Consider the following 16,880-nt stretch of genomic DNA (forward strand, 5'->3'; position numbering starts at 1 on the left):
GGCGCCAGACCTAACTCAACACCACTAAGGACAGCACACATGGCAACACGACGTATCGTTCCCGCTCTCATCCTGCTGCTTGCCCTCCTGTTCGCGGGCACGGCGCAGGCGCAGTCCCAATCTGTGCATTTCGGTCCCCGGCTGTCGTACCAGTTTGATGCCGAGGCCATCGGGCTGGGCGCCCAGCTCAGCGTGCCGATCGCCAGTCACGTCGAGTTCTATCCCTCGTTCGATGTCTTCTTCGTCGATCCAGGGTCGCTCTGGAGCCTGAATGTCGACCTCAAGTGGCGGGTGGCGCCGGCGTCGGCCAGCTGGCTCTACCTCGGCACCGGTTTGAACATCATGGATGGCGGTGGGGATTCGCAGGCGGGGCTCAACCTGTTCGGTGGCATCCAGTCGCTGAAGGGGCAGGTCCATCCCTTTGCCGAAATGCGGTTCGTGGTGAATGACAACTCCACCGCGCAGCTCGCCGCCGGCCTGAACTTCGTCCTGTAGGTCGGTGCCCATGCCGGGAGCAGTGTCCGCATGACCAATGCCGCACCACGGATGCCGACGAGCTTGCTCGTCGGCATCTTCCTCATACTCCTGACGGCGGCACTTCGCCTCGGCGCCGGCCTCCTGCTCCCCATCGCGATCGCCGGGATGTTCACGCTGCTGCTCGACCCCGCCGTCCGCGCCCTGCGGCGGCTGGGGCTTCCGACGACCCTCGGCGCGTTCCTGGTGGTGTTCGGGACGGTGGGTGTCCTGGCCGGTGGGGCGACCATGCTGGCCAAGCCGGCATCGGAGTGGATGGTGTCTGCCCCGGCCGTGCTGACGAAGGCGCAAAAGAAGATTCGCCGCATGACGAGGTCGATCCAGGAAACCGCCATCCAGGTCGAGAAGGCCACCGAGGCGACGCCGCAGTCCGGCCCTCCGACCGTACAGATCAAGGCCCCCGGGCTGCTCCAGCGCCTCCAAGTGAGTACCACGAGCCTGGCCGTCACCTCCGTGACCGTCGTGTTCCTCACCTATTTCCTGCTGGCCATGTTGCCGCGGTTCCGGAAGAAGCTGGCTGACCTGATCGGCGACCTGGCGGGAACGAAGGACATGGAGTCGGTGATCACGGAAATCGAGACCCAGATGTCGCGGTATGTCCTGCTCAACACCGTGACCCGCGCGGGAGTGAGCCTGGCCGTCTGGGTGCTGCTGGCGGCGGCGGGGCTCCCCGGGGCCATCTTCTGGGCGTTGCTGACCTTCCTGCTCAGCTTCATCCCGTATGCGGGCGCGCTGGCAGCGACGTTCCTGGTCGGCCTCGCCGCCTTGGTGTCGTTCGACGACACGGGCCGGATCCTGGTCGTGTTTCTCGGCAGCGGCCTGATTCACGTGGTCGAGGGCAATTTCGTGACCCCGCACCTGATGGGGCGGCATCTGCCGCTCAACCCGGTGGCGATCTTCGTCTGCCTGCTCTACTGGGGGTGGGTGTGGGGACCGGTCGGCGCGCTGATGGCGGTGCCGCTGACGGTCATGCTGCAGATTCTTCTCCTGCGCAGTGCCCGGTTGCGTCCGGTCGGCATTCTCCTGGACAACTGAGCGGGGGGCCGCCACCCGGCGCCGTCATCACGACGCCGAGTGGATCCGGGCCCGGGCCACGGAGCCTCCTAGATGAACTGTGCCGTCTCCGTGCTCCCCTCCAGCGCCAGCGTCGAGCTCTGGCCCGCCGACACCACCTGCGCCACGGCGTCGAAATACCCGGCGCCCACCTCCCGCTGGTGCTTGGTGGCCGTGTACCCGTGGGCTTCGGAGGCGAACTCGGCTTGCTGCAACTCCGAATAGGCCGACATTGCCCGCTCCCGGTACGCTCGCGCCAGCTCGAACATCGAGTGGTTGATGGAGTGGAACCCGGCCAAGGTCACGAACTGGAACTTGTAGCCCATCTCGGCCAGTTCCCGCTGGAACTTGGCGATGGTCGGCTTGTCGAGATGCTTCTCCCAGTTGAACGACGGGCTGCAGTTGTAGGTCAGCAACTTGCCGGGGAACTTGGCATGGACGCCCTCGGCGAACTGCCGTGCCTCATCCAGGTCCGGCGTCGAGGTCTCACACCACAGCATGTCGGCGTACGGGGCGTATTCGATGGCCCGTGCAATGGCCATCTCGACGCCGTTCCGGATATGGAAGAATCCTTCCGGGGTCCGCGGCTCGTCCTTGATGAAGGGGCGGTCGCGCGGGTCGGCGTCGCTGGTGATCAGCGTGGCGGAGTCGGCGTCGGTGCGCGCAATGAGAATCGTCGGCACGTCGGACACGTCGGCGGCGAGCCGCGCGGCTACCAGCGTCCGGATGAACTGGCTGGTCGGTACCAGCACCTTGCCGCCGAGGTGGCCGCACTTCTTCTCGGAGCTCAGCTGGTCCTCGAAGTGCACGCCGGCCGCCCCCGCCTCGATCATCGCCTTCATCAATTCGAAGGCGTTCAACGCGCCGCCGAACCCCGCCTCCGCGTCCGCCACGATCGGCGCAAACCAGTGCGTCTTGCTCGGCTTCCCCTCGGCGTACTCGATCTGGTCAGCCCGCTGCAGTGCGTTGTTGATCCGCCGCACCATCATCGGGACCGAGTTCACCGGGTAGAGGCTCTGGTCGGGATACATCGAGCAGGCGTCGTTCCCGTCGGCCGCCACCTGCCAGCCGGAGCAATAGACAGCCGGCAGCCCCGCCCGGACCTGCTGCATCGCCTGGTTGCCGGTCACGGCGCCCAGCGACTGCACGTATTCCGTTGTGTGCAACAAATCCCAGAGCCGCTCGGCGCCGAGGCGGGCCAGGGTGTGTTCCACGCGCACGCTGCCGCGGAGACGGGTGACATCGGCGTCAGTATACGGGCGCGTGATGCCGGCCCAGCGGTTGCCTTTGCCATTGGTCGAAGACATGGGGGCTCTCAGTCGGTCAGGGGGTGTCGAGCATGGGATACGCCGGGAGCGTCAGGAACTCGACGAACTCCCTGGCGGTGGACAGTTCGGTAAACAGGTCGCGCGCCTCGTCGTACCGCGCCGCGGTGAAGCGCGCCTCGCCGACTTCGTCCTTGATGCCGGCATACTCCTCAGTCACCATCCGGCGAAAGGCGGCGTCAGTCAGCACGGCCGAGGTCCCGTCGGCCATCGTGATATCGACCTCATTGTGCAGCCACTGCCACACCTGCGAGCGGCAGATTTCCGCGGTGGCGGCGTCTTCCATCAGGTCGTAGAGCGGGACGCAGCCGTTGCCCGACAGCCATGCCGCCAGGTAGTGGATGCCGACCCGGATATTGTGCCGCAGCCCCGCCTCGGTCCGGGTCCCTTCCGGTACCGCCAGCAGGTCCGCGGCGGTGACCTGCACATCCTCGCGGAGCACGCCGAGCTGGTTGCGCTTCGTGCCGAGGACGCTGGTGAAGACCTCCAGCGCGATCGGGACCAGGCCGGGATGGGCCACCCAGGTGCCGTCGTGTCCGTCGCCCGCCTCGCGCCGCTTGTCAACGCGGACCTTTTCCAGGGCCGCCTCGTTGCGCGCGTCATCTCCCTTGATCGGGATCTGCGCCGCCATCCCGCCCATGGCGAAGGCGCCCCGGCGGTGACAGGTCTTGATGAGGAGGGTGGTGTACGAGCGCATGCAGTGCGCCGCCATCGTCACCTGGGCGCGGTCGGGGAGAACGCGGCCCGGGACCGCCTTGAGCGTCTTGATGACGGAGAAGATGTAGTCCCAGCGGCCGCAATTGAGCCCGACGATATGGTCGCGCAGTTCGTACAGGATCTCGTCCATCTCGAAGGCCGCCGGCAGCGTCTCGATGAGGATGGTCGCGCGCGCGGTGCCGACCGGCAGGCCGAGCGTCTGCTCAGCGTAGGTCATCACCTCGTTCCACCACCGCGCCTCGAGATGCCCCTGCAGCTTCGGGAGGTAGTAGTAGGGGCCGGACTTCCGCGCGAGGAGCTCCTTCGCGTTGTGGAAGAGGTAGAGGCCGAAGTCGAAGAGCGGTGCCGGAACCGGGGCGCCGTCCACGGCGAAGTGGCGCTCCTCGAGGTGCAGCCCGCGAGGCCGCACCAGCAGCACGGCGATCTTCTTGTCGAGCCGGTACGACTTCCCGCTGTTCGGGTCCACGTAGTCGATCTGGCGCCGGACCGCGTCCATCAGGTTCCCCTGGCCCGCGATCACGTTGTCCCAGGTGGGGGAAAGGGAGTCCTCGAAGTCGGCCATGAACACCTGCGCCCCGGAGTTGAGCGCGTTGATGATCATCTTCCGGTCGACCGGCCCGGTGATCTCGACCCGGCGGTCGAGGAGGTCGGCGGGAATCGGCGCTACCGTCCAGTCGGACGCCCGGACCTCGGCGGTATCCTCCAGGAAGTCCAGCTGTTCGGTGCCGGCATCGAGACGCGCCTGGCGCGCGGCGCGCGCCGCCAGCAACTCCTGGAGGGGAGCTCGAAACCGGCGGGTCAGGTCTTCAATGAAGGCGCGCGCCTCAGGGCTGAGAACGCGAGCGAGATCGGCGGGCGCGGGGGCGGCCTGCAGGGCCATGACAGGTGCTCCGGTAAGAGTCACACGAAAAGTGGTGCGGGGTGGTACTGGAGACCGTGGGATTATCGTGAAAATCCGGTGCGGCTCACGGAGCGACACGAGAGGCAAGTTCCGGGCTTGGAAGGGAGTCCCTGTCGGATCTCGTAAGGTATTAAATATCAAAGACTTAAAGCAGCAAGTCGAGCGGCGCTGTTGCATGCAGGAAACGGTCAGGCCGAGGCCCCCTGCGACAACATCCGTATGGATGCGGAGTGGTGACGCGTTCGGACCTATGGCCCAGCCGCCCCGCTGCCCCGCTGCCCCGCCAACTGCCCACACGCCGCCTTGATGTCCAGCCCCCGGCTCCGCCGGACCACCGCCTCCACGCCGCGCGCCTGCAACCGCCCAGCAAAGTTCTTGATCTTGTTCGATGGAGTCGGCTCCAGCCCCGGCGCCCCGCCCGGATGAAGCGGCAGCAGGTTTACCAGCGCGCCGTGCCTATTGGCCAGGGCCGCCAGGGCGTCGGCGTCCTGGTCGCTGTCATTCTTCCCGGCGATCATCACGTACTCGAAGGTGATCCGCTTCCGGAACGCCGTCGCCGCCTGGAGGACCGCCTCCAGGTCGTATTTCTTCTCGATCGGCATGATCGCCAGCCGCCGCGCCGCCGTGGGTGCGTGCAGCGAGATGGCCAGCCGGAACTGTTCCGGGCGGGCCGCCAGCTTCTTCATGCCCGGGATGATGCCGACGGTGCTCACCGTGATGTGCCGCGCGCCGATGCCGAGCCCGTCCGGGTTGTTCAGGATGCTCAGGGAGACGTCCACCCCCGGCCAGTTGAGGAGCGGCTCCCCCATCCCCATGTACACGATGTTGCTCGGTTTGTCGGCCGGGTCGCGCAGCATCACCTCGCGCACCTGGCCGGCGATCTCGAAGGGGCTCAGGTTCCGGCGAAACCCCATCAACCCTGTCGCGCAGAACACGCATCCGAGGGCGCAGCCTGCCTGTGAGGAGATGCAGAGAGTACGGCGCGAGCCGGACGGAATGAGCACCGACTCCACCGCCTCGCCGTCGTCCAGCCGCCAGAGGAACTTCCGCGTCCCGTCCTGGGAGAGCTCCGAGAGCTCCTCCTTGAGACGTCGGAGTGGAAAAGTCTCGTCCAGCTCGACGCGGAGTGCCGCCGGGAGCTCGGTCGCGTCGCTCCAGGCCCTGATTGGCTGAACCCAGAGCCGGCGGTGAAGTTGATCCGCGCGGTAGTTCGGGAGCCCCCGCTCCTCGACCCACGTCGTCAGCCGCGCACGCGCGGCATCAGGGGTGAGGTCGAGAATGGTATCGGCCGGTGGAGCGACTCGAGGAGATGTCATGCTCGAAAGATACTCGCTCGGTCGTGGCGAGGGGTCCGCCAGCGCGGGCCGACACGGCGATCCGGGGCACCTAAGCCCTTCTGTTTGAATTACTTGCCCGTCCCTCGGGCGGCGGTTACGTTTCCCGTAGCCGCGGCCCTCCGCCGCCCTCCCGACTCCGCAAGGAAACCGCCGCATGACGGCTACCGCACACCGTACGCACCTCTGTGGAGCCCTGACCCGCGACGACGCGGGCCAGACCGTCCGCCTCGGCGGCTGGGTGCACCGGCGCCGCGATCTCGGCGGCCTCGTCTTCCTCGATCTACGCGACCGCGCCGGCCTGGTGCAGCTCTCCTTCGATCCGCGCTGGAGCCCGCCCGATGTCATCGCGCGCGCCGCCTCGGTCGGCCCCGAGACCGTCGTGCTGGTCGAGGGCGAAGTCGAGGTTCGCCCCGAGATCGGCCGCGACGCGGGGATGGCCTCGCGTGAGGTCGAGGTGCACGTGCGGCAGCTGACGGTCGCAGGCCCGGCGGTCACTCCCGCCATTCCGGTGGCGCGGAAGGAGGGCGAGGAACTCCCGTCGGAGGAACTCCGTCTCCGTCACCGGGTGCTGGACCTCCGCCGCCCCGAACTCCAGCGCAACCTGATCCTCCGGCACCGGCTCCTGCAGCGGAGCCGCCGGACGATGTCCGAGCTCGGCTTCCTGGAAATCGAAACGCCGATCCTCACCAAGCCGACCCCGGAGGGTGCGCGCGACTACCTCGTCCCCAGCAGCGTCCATCGCGGCGAGTTCTACGCGCTCCCGCAGTCGCCGCAGATCTACAAGCAGCTGCTGATGGTGGCCGGGTACGACCGCTACTTCCAGCTGGCGCGCTGTTTCCGCGACGAGGATCTCCGCGCCGATAGGCAGCCCGAGTTCACCCAGATCGATATCGAAGCGTCGTTCGTCGGCCCGGAGGATGTGCAGGCCGTCGTCGAGCAGGTGCTGGTGGACCTCTGGGCCGAGGCGGGGCATGCGATCGCGCATCCCTTCCGCCGGATCACCTACCGGCAGGCGATGGAGTTGTATGGCGTGGACAAGCCCGACCTGCGCTACGGCTTCGAGATCCAGGACCTGACTGCGCTCGTCGCGCCGGACGCCGCCCCGTTTGTCCGGACCGCCATCGACGGGGGTGGCCGGGTGCGCGGCATCGTCGCGGCGGGCCAGGCCGACGCCAGCCGCAAGGAACTCGACGCGCTCGGCGCGCTCGCGAAGGACGCCGGCGCCGGTGGCCTCATCTGGGCCAAGCGGACCGCCGCCGGGTGGGAAGGGCAGGGGGTCAAGGCCATCGGCGCCGCGACGCTCGCGCAGCTCGGCGGCACCGTGGGCGACCTGCTCCTCGCGGTCGCCGGCCCCGACGCGGTGACCTCCCCGGCGCTGCATGCGGTCCGCAGCGGGCTCACCCGGCGCCCGGGCGTCCTTCCATCCACGGAGCACGCCTTCTGCTGGGTGGTGGACTTTCCGCTCTTTGAGCAGGATCCGGCCAGCGGCGAGTGGTCGCCGGCGCACCATCCATTTACGGCACCGCATCCCGACGACGCTGCGCGGCTCCGCAGCGAGCCCTGGTCGTGCCGCGCCCTCCACTATGACGCCGTATACAACGGGAACGAACTCGGCAGCGGGTCGATCCGCATCACGACGCCGGAACTCCAGACCACGATCTTCGAGCTGCTGAAGATTCCGGAGCCCGACATCCGCCGCCGCTTCGGCTTTCTCCTCGACGGCCTCGCCGCCGGCGCGCCGCCGCATGGCGGCTTCGCGCTCGGTTTCGACCGGATCGTCATGCTCCTCGCCGGCGCCACGTCGCTTCGCGACGTGATCGCCTTCCCGAAATCCACCGCCGCCCGTGCCCTCTTCGAGGGCGCCCCCACCACCGTGGACGCGAAGGATCTCGCCGCGCTCCACCTGGAGGTCACTGGTGAAGGCTGACGCCAACGACGTCGTCCATCGCATCTCCACCGAGGGCGCTGATCCGCTCCTCCTCGGCGGCGTGAACGACGTGAACCTGCTCGAACTCCAGCGGGCCCTCGGGGTGCGCGCCACCCTCCGCGGCGAGACGTTGACGCTGGGTGGAACCCTCGAGCAGATCGAACGGGCCACCCCGTCGTCCAGGGGCTCATCGACCTGGCGCGGATGGGCGAGTCGATCGCCCCGGAGGACGTCTATCGGATCGCCTCGGAGCCGGGCGCCGAGTTGCCGGCCACCAACACCGACGGGCGGATCGTGCTGCCCGGGATGCGCCGGGCCATCGTCGCCAAGACCGGCGGGCAGAAGGAGTATCTCGCCGCCATTACCGCGCATGACATCGTGGTGGGCATCGGGCCCGCGGGCACCGGCAAGACCTATCTTGCCGTCGCCAAGGCCGTCGAGGCGCTGGCCCGCAAGCGCGTCAAGCGGATCATTCTCGCCCGTCCCGCGGTTGAGGCCGGTGAATCACTCGGCTTCTTGCCGGGCGACCTGCAGGCCAAGGTCGATCCGTATCTCCGTCCCCTCTACGACGCGCTCGAGGACATGATGCCCTCGGAGAAGGTGCAGAAGGCGCTCGAGACCCGCATCATCGAGATCGCGCCGCTTGCCTACATGCGTGGGCGCACCCTCTCGGACGCCTTCATCATCCTCGACGAGGCGCAGAACGCCACCGGCGCCCAGATGAAGATGTTCCTCACCCGTTTGGGCGTGAACAGCCGGGTGGTCGTGACCGGCGACAAGACGCAGGTGGACCTCCCCAAGCGCGAGGACTCCGGCCTGATCCAGGTGGAGCGCATCCTCCCCGGGATCGAGGGGATCTCCTTCTGCTACCTCCAGGACACCGACGTCGTCCGCCACCGGCTGGTGCGCGACATCATCCGCGCCTACGCGGAAGACCAGGTCGGCTGATGGGGAAGGGGCAGCGTGGCCGCGGCCGCTGACGTGACGGTGCACGGACGGGTGATTCCGGTCCCGGCCGCCGCCGTGCGCAAGGCCGTGCGCACCGTGTTGGCCGGTGAGCGCCGCCATGCCTCGGTGTCCGTCACGTTTCTCGGGCGCGAAGCGATGCGCCAGATGAACCTCCGCCACAAGGGCCACGATTTTCCGACCGACGTGATCAGCTTTGCCCTCCCCGATCCGCGCGGCGGGCTGCTCGGCGATCTCTACCTCTGCCGCTGGCAGGCGGAGCGCGAGGCCCGCCGCCGCGACTTGCCCCTGCGCGAGGAGTTGCTGCGTCTGGTCATCCACGGCACGCTGCACATCCTCGGCTGGGACCACGACGAGGGCGCCGGTCGCGAGGCGTCCGCGATGTGGGTCAGGCAAGAGCGTTACCTGCGGAAGGTCCTGTGAGCGCCTTCTTCCACGGCATGCTGTCGCCCGCGGCCCTCGTCGGGTTCACGCTCTGGGCGGCGTGGCTCGCGCTCGCCGCCGAGTCGGAGGGCGACCTCCCCCGCGCCGACGGGGACGTGACGCTGCCGCTCGCCCGTCGTCTCCACATCGCACACCTCGCCTTGCTGGTCATCGCCGGCGCCGCGGCCGCGACGTCCGTCGTCTGGTGGGCGTGGCCGCCGCTGCGGGGCGGCCTCTACCTCGCGCTGGCCGTGACGGTGGTGTGGGTGGTGGGTGACCTCCTCCCGCGGCTCCTCGCGGCCATTGCGCCGGAACTCGCGCGGCTGGTGCGCCCCGGCGCGGCGCGCTCGCTTGCCATCTTCCGTCCCCTCTTCTACCTGGTGACCCGTGTCGACCAGCGCGGCATGCGGCAGAGCCTGGCCCCGGCCCGACCCGGCGCGCGCACGCAGCGCGACGCGGTCATCGGCGTCTTTGCCCTCTCCGACATGACCGTCGCCGAGGTGATGACGCCGCGGATCGACATCGTGAGCGTCGACGTGGGAGACTCCCGCGAAGAGGTGGTGTCCACGCTCAGCCGGGCCGAGCACGCCCGGCTCCCCGTCTTCGAGGGGCAGCCCGATGCAGTCGCCGGCGTGGTGTACGCCAAGGACATGCTCGCGCATCTCGACGACGCCGATGACGACCCCCTGCGGTGGACCGCGCTGATCCGTCCCGTGCCGTTCGTGCCCGAGGGCAAGACGCTCGACCGCCAACTGCGGGACTTCCAGCGCGGGCCGAGTCATCTTGCGGTGGTGGTGGACGAGTTCGGCGGGACGGCGGGCCTGATCACGCTCGAGGACATTCTCGAGCAGGTGGTCGGCGAGATTCACGACGAGTACGACGTCGACGAGGTCGAGCCGGTGGTGACGGTCGACGCCGACACCTTTCGGGTGCTCGGTGGGGTGGCGCTCACCGAACTGGAGGCGCTCTTCCATCAGGACCTCGGCCACGAGGATGTCAGCACCGTCGGCGGCCTCGTCCTGGCCCAGCTGGGTCGGGTTCCCCGCGCCGGCGACGAAATCCGGGTCGGTGAGGTCGAACTTCGTGTCGAACAGGTGAGCCGCCGCCGTGTCCGGCGCGTGCTGGCCAGGCGGGTCCCGGCCAGCGCCGGCCCGGCACCGGAGGAGGCGGCATGATCTGGGGAGTCTTTGCCCTCGGCATGGCGCTGACCCTGCTCGGGTCCATGGCGGGGGCGGCCCTCGTCTATGTGAGCCGCGCCGAGTTGGCGCGTGCCGTCTCCCGGCAGCTGCGCGGCGGTTCGTCGGCGCTCGCGTGGCTCTCGCGCATCGAGTCGATCCTCACCGCTGCCGCCGCCACCTCCGCCTTCGGCGTGATTCTCCTCGGCGCCGCCTTTCCCGCCGTCTTTGCCCGGCAGGGCGCCGTGCTCCTCGCACCCCTGATCGCGCTGGTGGCGGTGCCCTTTGTCCTCTTCAGCGGATACCTGGCCCCGCGGTGGCTCAGCGCCTCGCGCGCCGAGCGCGTCACCAGCATCGCCATGCCGCTCCTCGAGCCCTGGGCCCGGTTCCTCGGCGTGCTCCTGCCGGCGCGCCGGCCGTCCCGGGCCACGGAGTTCCGCACCCTCTGGCGGGAAGGGGCCGCGGTCGGCCTCCGCGCCGACGAAGACCTGAACACCGTCAGCGGCGTGATGGCGTTTGCCAGCCGACCGATTCGCGAGATCATGACGCCGCGGACCGACCTCATCGCCATTCCCGAGGATGCGACCCTCGCCGACATCGTGCAGGTGTTCGCGCAGAGCGGCTACAGCCGAATCCCGGTCTACCGCGGGACCCTCGACGAGATCGTGGGCATGCTGCACGCCTTCGACCTCTTCAAGCTGCGGCCCGGCGATCCGCTCCCGGTGCGCCCCGTTGCCATCGCCGCGCCCGGCCGCGCCGCGGGCGAACTCTTCCTCGACATGCAGCGCGAACGGCGCCACCTCGCGGTCGTGATCGACGAGTTCGGCGGCACCCTGGGTCTGGTGTCGCTCGAGGACCTGCTGGAGGAACTGGTCGGGGAGATCTACGATGAGCACGACCAGGTGCCGGTCAGCGTGCCGTCCGTGGGTGGTGCCGCATTGGCCGACGTCGACGGGTCCACCCCCATCGTCGACCTGGCGGCGCAGTTTGATGTCGCCTTGCCGACGTCTGGCGCATCCACCATCGGCGGCCTCCTCGCCGGCCTGGCGGGGCGCATTCCGGCCGCAGGCGAGCGGTTCATCATCGGCGGAGTGGAAATCGACGTGGTGACCGCGACCGCCACCCGCGTGGAACGGGTGCTCGTGCGTCCTGGGCCGGTCGCGCTGGTCCCCCTCGCGAGGGAGCCCTCATGAGCCCGCGGGCCGCGAAGAAGAAGAAAGAGAGCCTGCCCGATCTCCTCCGCGCCGGGCGGATTGACGAATTCGTCAAGCTCGCGCTCGACATGGAGCCGGTCGACCTGGCCGATGTCCTCTCCTCGCTCGATGACGACGAGCGGCTGACCGCCGTCCGCGCCCTGCCGCCGGAGGTCTCCGGCGAGGCGTTGACCGAGATGCCGGAGGACGAGCACGCCGAGGACACGCTCGCCGCGCTCGAACCGGAACAGGCCGCCGACATCGTCGACGAGATGGCGGACGACGACGCCGCCGACCTCCTGCAGGACCTCGATCCCGAGGAGCAGGAACGCATCCTCTCCGAGGTGGAGGATCGGACCGAAGTGGACCGCCTCCTCGCCTATGACGAGGAGTCGGCCGGCGGCCTGATGACGTCGCACGTCGTGACCGTGCTCGATTCGGCCACGGCAGGGCAGGCGATCGAGGCGATTCGTCGGCAGGCGGAAGAAATGGAGGGGTTCTACCAGGTGTTCGTGGTTGACACCGGGCACCACCTCATCGGCCTCCTCCCGCTCAAGGACCTGGTCACCAGTCCTCCCGACCGGAGCATCCGGGAGTTCATGGAGACGGCCGACATCACTGTCACCCCCGACCGCGACCAGGAAGAGGTTGCACGGCTGATGGCGCGCTATAACGTGCCGAGCGTGCCGGTCGTCGACGCCACCGGGGTCCTGCTCGGACGGGTCACCTTCGACGACGTGATCGATGTGGTCGAAGCGGAGACCACCGAGGACCTCCTGCAGTTCGGTGGCGTGTCGGCGGACGAAGAACTCAGCGCTCCCTGGACCGACGCGGTCCGGAGCCGGCTGCCCTGGCTCTATGTGAATCTGCTGACGGCGTTCGCGGCCGCCTCCGTCGTCCTCGTCTTTTCCGATGCCATTCAGGAGCTGAAGTGGCTGGCGGTCTTCATGCCGATCATCGCCGGGATGGGGGGCAACGCCGGCACCCAGGCGCTGGCGGTGTCGGTCCGCCGGATTGCGCTGGGGCAGGTGCCGGCGGGGGACGAAATTGGCATCGTCGGCAAGGAGATGCTGGTCGGACTGGTCAACGGACTTGCCAGCGCCCTCGTGGCCGGCGGCATCGGGTGGATGGCGGCGGGACCGGAGTTCGGGGGTGTCGTGGCGCTTGCCATGGTGGCCAACCTGGGCGTCGCCGGATTCGCCGGGGCCTTCGTCCCGCTCTTTCTCGAGCGCCTCCGGATCGACCCCGCCATCGCCAGTTCGGTCTTTGTCACCACCTTCACGGACATGTGCGGCTTTTTCCTCCTGTTGGGGATGGCCACACACTTCCTGCTCTAGCTTGCCCCGGTTCCTCTTCCGGGTGACTTTTCGTCATGGATCGTGAAGCCCTGCTTGCCGGCCTGCGAGAACGCCAACCTGCGGCGCTGGCCCGGGCTATTTCGGTGGTCGAGAACGGGCGCGAAGGGTTTGAACCGCTCCTCAGCGCGCTGCATCCCCAGCTGGGCCGCGCGCACCGGATCGGGATCACCGGGCCGCCCGGGGCGGGCAAGTCCACGCTCACCGAGCGCCTGGTGGGTGCGTTCCGGGCCCAGGGACACACCGTTGCGGTGGTGGCGGTCGACCCCACCAGTCCCTTCTCCGGCGGCGCCCTCCTCGGTGACCGGATCCGGATGGAGAGCATCGCCCTCGACCCGGGTGTGTTCATCCGGTCGATGGCCACGCGGGGATCCCTGGGCGGCCTCGCCACTTCCACCCGCGAGGTGTGTGACGTCCTCGACGCCGCGGGATTCGACCGGATCCTGGTGGAAACGGTTGGGGTAGGACAGTCGGAGCTGGCCGTGTCGCGGATGGCGGATACCAGCCTGCTGCTCCTGGTGCCCGAGTCGGGCGACGGCATCCAGACGCTGAAGTCGGGCGTCATGGAGGTGGCCGACGTCTTCGTGGTGAACAAGGCCGATCGCCCCGGTGCCGACAAGCTGAGGCAGGAAATCGAGATCACGCTTGGCATCCGGCGTGGGAACGCCTTCCGCCACGTCCCGGCCCACCACGGATTCAAGGCCCGCGCCAGGGCGGAGGCCGATGCGCATGCCGCGGAGTCGAGTGAAGCGTGGAAGCACCCGGTCCTCGCGACGATCGCCGCAAAAGGTGAAGGCGTCGAGGAGGTGATGGCGGCGCTGGATGCCCACCGCGCGTGGCTGGAGGCCTCGGGCACGATGCGCGAACGGCGGCGGCGCCGGTTGGAAGAGCGCACCCGCGAGGTCGTGGACCGCGCGCTGGTGCGCTGGGTCTGGGACGAGACCGCCGCCGAGCAGGCCATCCGCGACCGGCTGGACGAGCTCGAGTCAGGGCAGGTGAGCCCGTACGAACTGGCGGCAAATATTCTGGACGCACTCAAGCAGGGGGCACGGCCATGAGCGCAGCGGACACCAACGGCGATCGGGAGCAACTCGCGGCCCAGGCACGGGAACTCGCCGCCCTGCGGTCCGAGGTCGCCGCGTGGCGGGAGCGGTTCGGCAAGCTCCCCCTCCGGGACGATTCCGACTTCACCTCGGTGTCCGGCCGGGCCGTCGAGCCGGTCTACACGCCGCTCGACCTCTCGCCGGAGCTCCTCGGCCAGGGGATCCTGCCCGGCCAGTTCCCCTACACCCGCGGTGTCCATCCCAGCGGGTACCGGGGCAAGCTCTGGACGATGCGCCAGTTTGCCGGGTTCGGCACCGCCCAGGACACCAACGAGCGCTACAAGTTCCTCCTCTCCCGGGGCCAGACCGGCCTCTCGGTGGCCTTCGACTTTCCCACCTTGATGGGCTACGACGGCGACCATCCCCGCTCCGAGGGCGAAGTCGGCAAGTGCGGCGTCGCCATTTCCTCGCTCGCCGACATGGAGACCCTCTTCGACGGGATTCCGCTCGACCAGGTCTCCACCTCGATGACGATCAACGGCCCCGCCGCCATCATCTTCTGCTTCTACGTGGCCGCCGCCGAGAAGCAGGGCGTGTCCATCGAGAAGCTGCAGGGGACGATCCAGAACGACATCCTCAAGGAGTACATGGCGCAGCACGCCTGGATCTTCCCGGCGGAACCGGCGCTGAAGGTGATCGTGGACATGTTCGAGTGGGCGGCGGAACACACGCCCAAGTGGAACACGATCTCCATCTCCGGCTACCACATCCGGGAGGCGGGGGCCACGGCGGTCCAGGAACTGGCGTTTACCCTGGCCAACGGCTTCTGCTACGTGGAGCATGGCGTCGCGCGGGGACTCGACGTCGACAGCTTCGCCCCCCGGCTCTCGTTCTTCTGGGACGTCCACAACGACTTCTTCGAGGAGATCGCCAAGATGCGGGCCGCCCGGCGGATCTGGGCGCGTCACATGCGCGAGCGGTACAACGCGCGCGATCCCCGCAGCTGGATCATGCGGTTCCACAGCCAGACGGCCGGCGTGACGCTCGCCGCGCAGCAGCCGCTCATCAACATCGTGCGTGTCGCCTACCAGGCGATGGCCGCCACCCTCGGTGGCACCCAGTCGCTCCATACCAACGCCTTCGACGAGACGCTGGCGCTCCCGACCGAAGATTCGGTGCGCATCGCGCTCCGGACCCAGCAAATCCTTGCCTACGAGACCGGCATTCCGAACGTGACCGACCCGCTGGGCGGCAGCTACTACGTCGAGGCACTGACCGATCGGCTGGAAAGCGAGGCGGAAGCCATCTTTGCGGAAATCGAGGCGCAGGGTGGCGTGGTCAAGGCGATCGAGGCGGGATGGTCGCAGCGGCAGATTGCACGCTCCGCCGCGCGCTTCCAACACGAGATCGAGCAGCACCAGCGCACCATCGTCGGGGTGAACGAATTTGTGGAAGAGGACGAGACGGCGGTGGAAATTCTGAAGATCGGCAACGAAGCCGAGGCGTCGCAGCGCGAGCGGCTCGCCCGGCTGCGTGCCACCCGAGACCAGGCGCTGGTGGAGCAGCGCCTGGAGGCGCTCCGCCAGGCGGCCGCCGAGGACCGAAACGTGATGCCTGCGATGCTTGACTGCGCGCGGGCCTATTGCACTCTCTTTGAAATCCGCCACGTGCTCGAAGGGGTCTTTGGAACCTACCGGGAACCGGTGTTCTTCTGACCCCTCGGCCGTCGGCCTGGAGGAAGTCATGGCACGTACCACCAAGCCCGCTGCGGGCAGCATCGCGGCGCAACTCGACCGCCTCAACAACTTCCGTCCCGGGACGCACCGGGTCGTCAGCTGCTACCTGAAGGTCGAACCCCGCGATCGCGCGCGTGGCAAGTACCTCATCAAGGTGAAGAACCGGGTCCGCGACCTCGAGGCTGCGCTGCCGGAGCTCGGGCTCGAGCGCGCGGCGATGGAGGCCATCAAGGCGGATCTTGCGCGCCTGCTCGCATTCCTCAAGCAGCCGGGCAATCTCCCCCATTCCCAGGGCCTCGCCATCTTTGCCTGCGGACCGCAAAAACTGTGGGAAGTCGTCCCGTTGCCGTTCGTCCACCGGTCCCGGCTCGCCGTCGACCGCACGCCGCTCGTCCGCGAACTCGCCGCCGCCGAGGACGAATTCGGGCGCATCCTGACCGCGGTACTCGACCGGACCGCCGCCCGATTCTTCCAGGTGACGGCGTTCGGTGCCACGGAGGTGGCCGACATCACCGCCGACGCCACGCGCGGGAGCCGCTTCTCCGGGTCGCAAGACGGCCGCCCAGGATGGGGAGAGCACAACTACAACAACCGGCTTCGCACCGAGCGGCAACGGCATCTCGAGGCGGCCGCACTCCAGATCCAGGCGCTCGACAAGGCGGATCCGGTGCGCGGTATCGTGCTCGCCGGCATCGGCACGGACGCCGGCGTGCTGCAACCGTACCTGCACCCCTACCTGCTCGACCGCGTGATGGGGTCGGTCCGGCTCAATGCCAAGAAGGTCACGGCCGCGGAGGTGCTCGAGGCGACGCTGGCGGTGCGGGCCGATTGGGAGCGCACCTCGGAGTTGCTGCTGATGCACGACCTCGAGGAAGGCCTCGGCACCGGCTGGGCCGTGGACGGAGTGCACGAGACACTGAAGGCACTGGCCCGCGGCCAGGTGCGCACGCTGCTGGTCGATCCGGACGTCGCCGAACCAGGATTCCGCGGTATCTCGTCGGGCCGCCTGGCGCTGATGGAGGCGGACCTCCGCGGGGAGAAGGACGTGGTCGCCGTCATCGATGTGATCGACGACGCGATCGAAGAGGCGCTGCGGCAGCGGGTCACCGTCAATGTGGTGTTCGAGCCGGCGGCCAAGCAGGCGATTCACGGGCTGGCGGCGCTGCTGCGCTTCCGGTAGCCCCGCACCATTCCA

The 16,880-nt window shown here is 68.5% G+C and carries 14 protein-coding genes; 11 read left to right on the forward strand and 3 right to left on the reverse strand.

Going from position 1 to position 16,880, the window contains the following annotated elements; all coding sequences use genetic code 11:
- Positions 1 to 39: 39 nt before the first annotated feature.
- On the forward strand, positions 40 to 495 hold the full coding sequence (locus tag R2910_02235; protein ID MEZ4411792.1) for a hypothetical protein: 456 nt from the start codon (positions 40 to 42) through the stop codon (positions 493 to 495).
- Positions 496 to 525: 30 nt separating this feature from the next.
- Positions 526 to 1,569, forward strand: coding sequence for an AI-2E family transporter (locus R2910_02240; protein ID MEZ4411793.1), 1,044 nt, complete (start codon positions 526 to 528; stop codon positions 1,567 to 1,569).
- Between the two features lie 68 nt (positions 1,570 to 1,637).
- Here the strand turns inward: R2910_02240 and aceA are convergent, their stop codons facing one another.
- The 3 genes from aceA to rlmN form a co-directional block, all read right to left on the reverse strand.
- A complete protein-coding gene (aceA, locus tag R2910_02245; GenBank protein ID MEZ4411794.1) occupies positions 1,638 to 2,894 on the reverse strand; it encodes an isocitrate lyase in 1,257 nt (418 codons plus the stop codon).
- Between the two features lie 16 nt (positions 2,895 to 2,910).
- Positions 2,911 to 4,509 carry a malate synthase A gene (gene aceB, locus R2910_02250; GenBank protein MEZ4411795.1) on the reverse strand — a complete coding sequence of 533 codons (1,599 nt, stop codon included), beginning with the start codon at positions 4,507 to 4,509 and terminating at the stop codon, positions 2,911 to 2,913.
- 269 nt (positions 4,510 to 4,778) lie between these two features.
- Complete coding sequence (gene rlmN / locus R2910_02255; GenBank protein MEZ4411796.1) at positions 4,779 to 5,846, reverse strand: 23S rRNA (adenine(2503)-C(2))-methyltransferase RlmN; 1,068 nt, start codon at positions 5,844 to 5,846, stop codon at positions 4,779 to 4,781.
- 175 nt (positions 5,847 to 6,021) lie between these two features.
- Between rlmN and aspS the strand changes: the two genes are divergently transcribed.
- From aspS to R2910_02300, 9 genes are all read left to right on the forward strand, one after another.
- Entirely contained in the window at positions 6,022 to 7,794 is a 1,773-nt protein-coding gene (gene aspS / locus R2910_02260; protein ID MEZ4411797.1) for an aspartate--tRNA ligase, read from the forward strand.
- A gap of 204 nt (positions 7,795 to 7,998) precedes the next feature.
- The gene (locus tag R2910_02265) at positions 7,999 to 8,742 is read left to right on the forward strand and encodes a PhoH family protein (GenBank protein MEZ4411798.1); all 744 of its coding nucleotides are present in this window, start codon (positions 7,999 to 8,001) and stop codon (positions 8,740 to 8,742) included.
- Between the two features lie 15 nt (positions 8,743 to 8,757).
- The gene (gene ybeY / locus R2910_02270) at positions 8,758 to 9,183 is read left to right on the forward strand and encodes an rRNA maturation RNase YbeY (GenBank protein MEZ4411799.1); all 426 of its coding nucleotides are present in this window, start codon (positions 8,758 to 8,760) and stop codon (positions 9,181 to 9,183) included.
- A complete protein-coding gene (locus tag R2910_02275; protein ID MEZ4411800.1) occupies positions 9,180 to 10,358 on the forward strand; it encodes a hemolysin family protein in 1,179 nt (392 codons plus the stop codon). The genes ybeY and R2910_02275 overlap by 4 nt, the downstream gene beginning before the upstream one ends.
- On the forward strand, positions 10,355 to 11,551 hold the full coding sequence (locus R2910_02280; protein ID MEZ4411801.1) for a hemolysin family protein: 1,197 nt from the start codon (positions 10,355 to 10,357) through the stop codon (positions 11,549 to 11,551). Before R2910_02275 ends, R2910_02280 begins: the two co-directional genes overlap by 4 nt.
- Positions 11,548 to 12,888: a magnesium transporter gene (gene mgtE / locus R2910_02285; protein MEZ4411802.1), complete on the forward strand. Its 1,341-nt coding sequence runs from the start codon at positions 11,548 to 11,550 to the stop codon at positions 12,886 to 12,888. The genes R2910_02280 and mgtE overlap by 4 nt, the downstream gene beginning before the upstream one ends.
- A gap of 35 nt (positions 12,889 to 12,923) precedes the next feature.
- Entirely contained in the window at positions 12,924 to 13,964 is a 1,041-nt protein-coding gene (gene meaB / locus R2910_02290; protein ID MEZ4411803.1) for a methylmalonyl Co-A mutase-associated GTPase MeaB, read from the forward strand.
- On the forward strand, positions 13,961 to 15,664 hold the full coding sequence (locus tag R2910_02295) for a methylmalonyl-CoA mutase family protein (protein MEZ4411804.1): 1,704 nt from the start codon (positions 13,961 to 13,963) through the stop codon (positions 15,662 to 15,664). Before meaB ends, R2910_02295 begins: the two co-directional genes overlap by 4 nt.
- Positions 15,665 to 15,692: 28 nt before the next feature.
- Entirely contained in the window at positions 15,693 to 16,865 is a 1,173-nt protein-coding gene (locus R2910_02300) for a hypothetical protein (GenBank protein ID MEZ4411805.1), read from the forward strand.
- The last annotated feature ends 15 nt before the right edge of the window (positions 16,866 to 16,880 follow it).

Source organism: Gemmatimonadales bacterium (genome assembly GCA_041390145.1).
In the GTDB taxonomy this organism is placed as follows: domain Bacteria; phylum Gemmatimonadota; class Gemmatimonadetes; order Gemmatimonadales; family GWC2-71-9; genus SPDF01.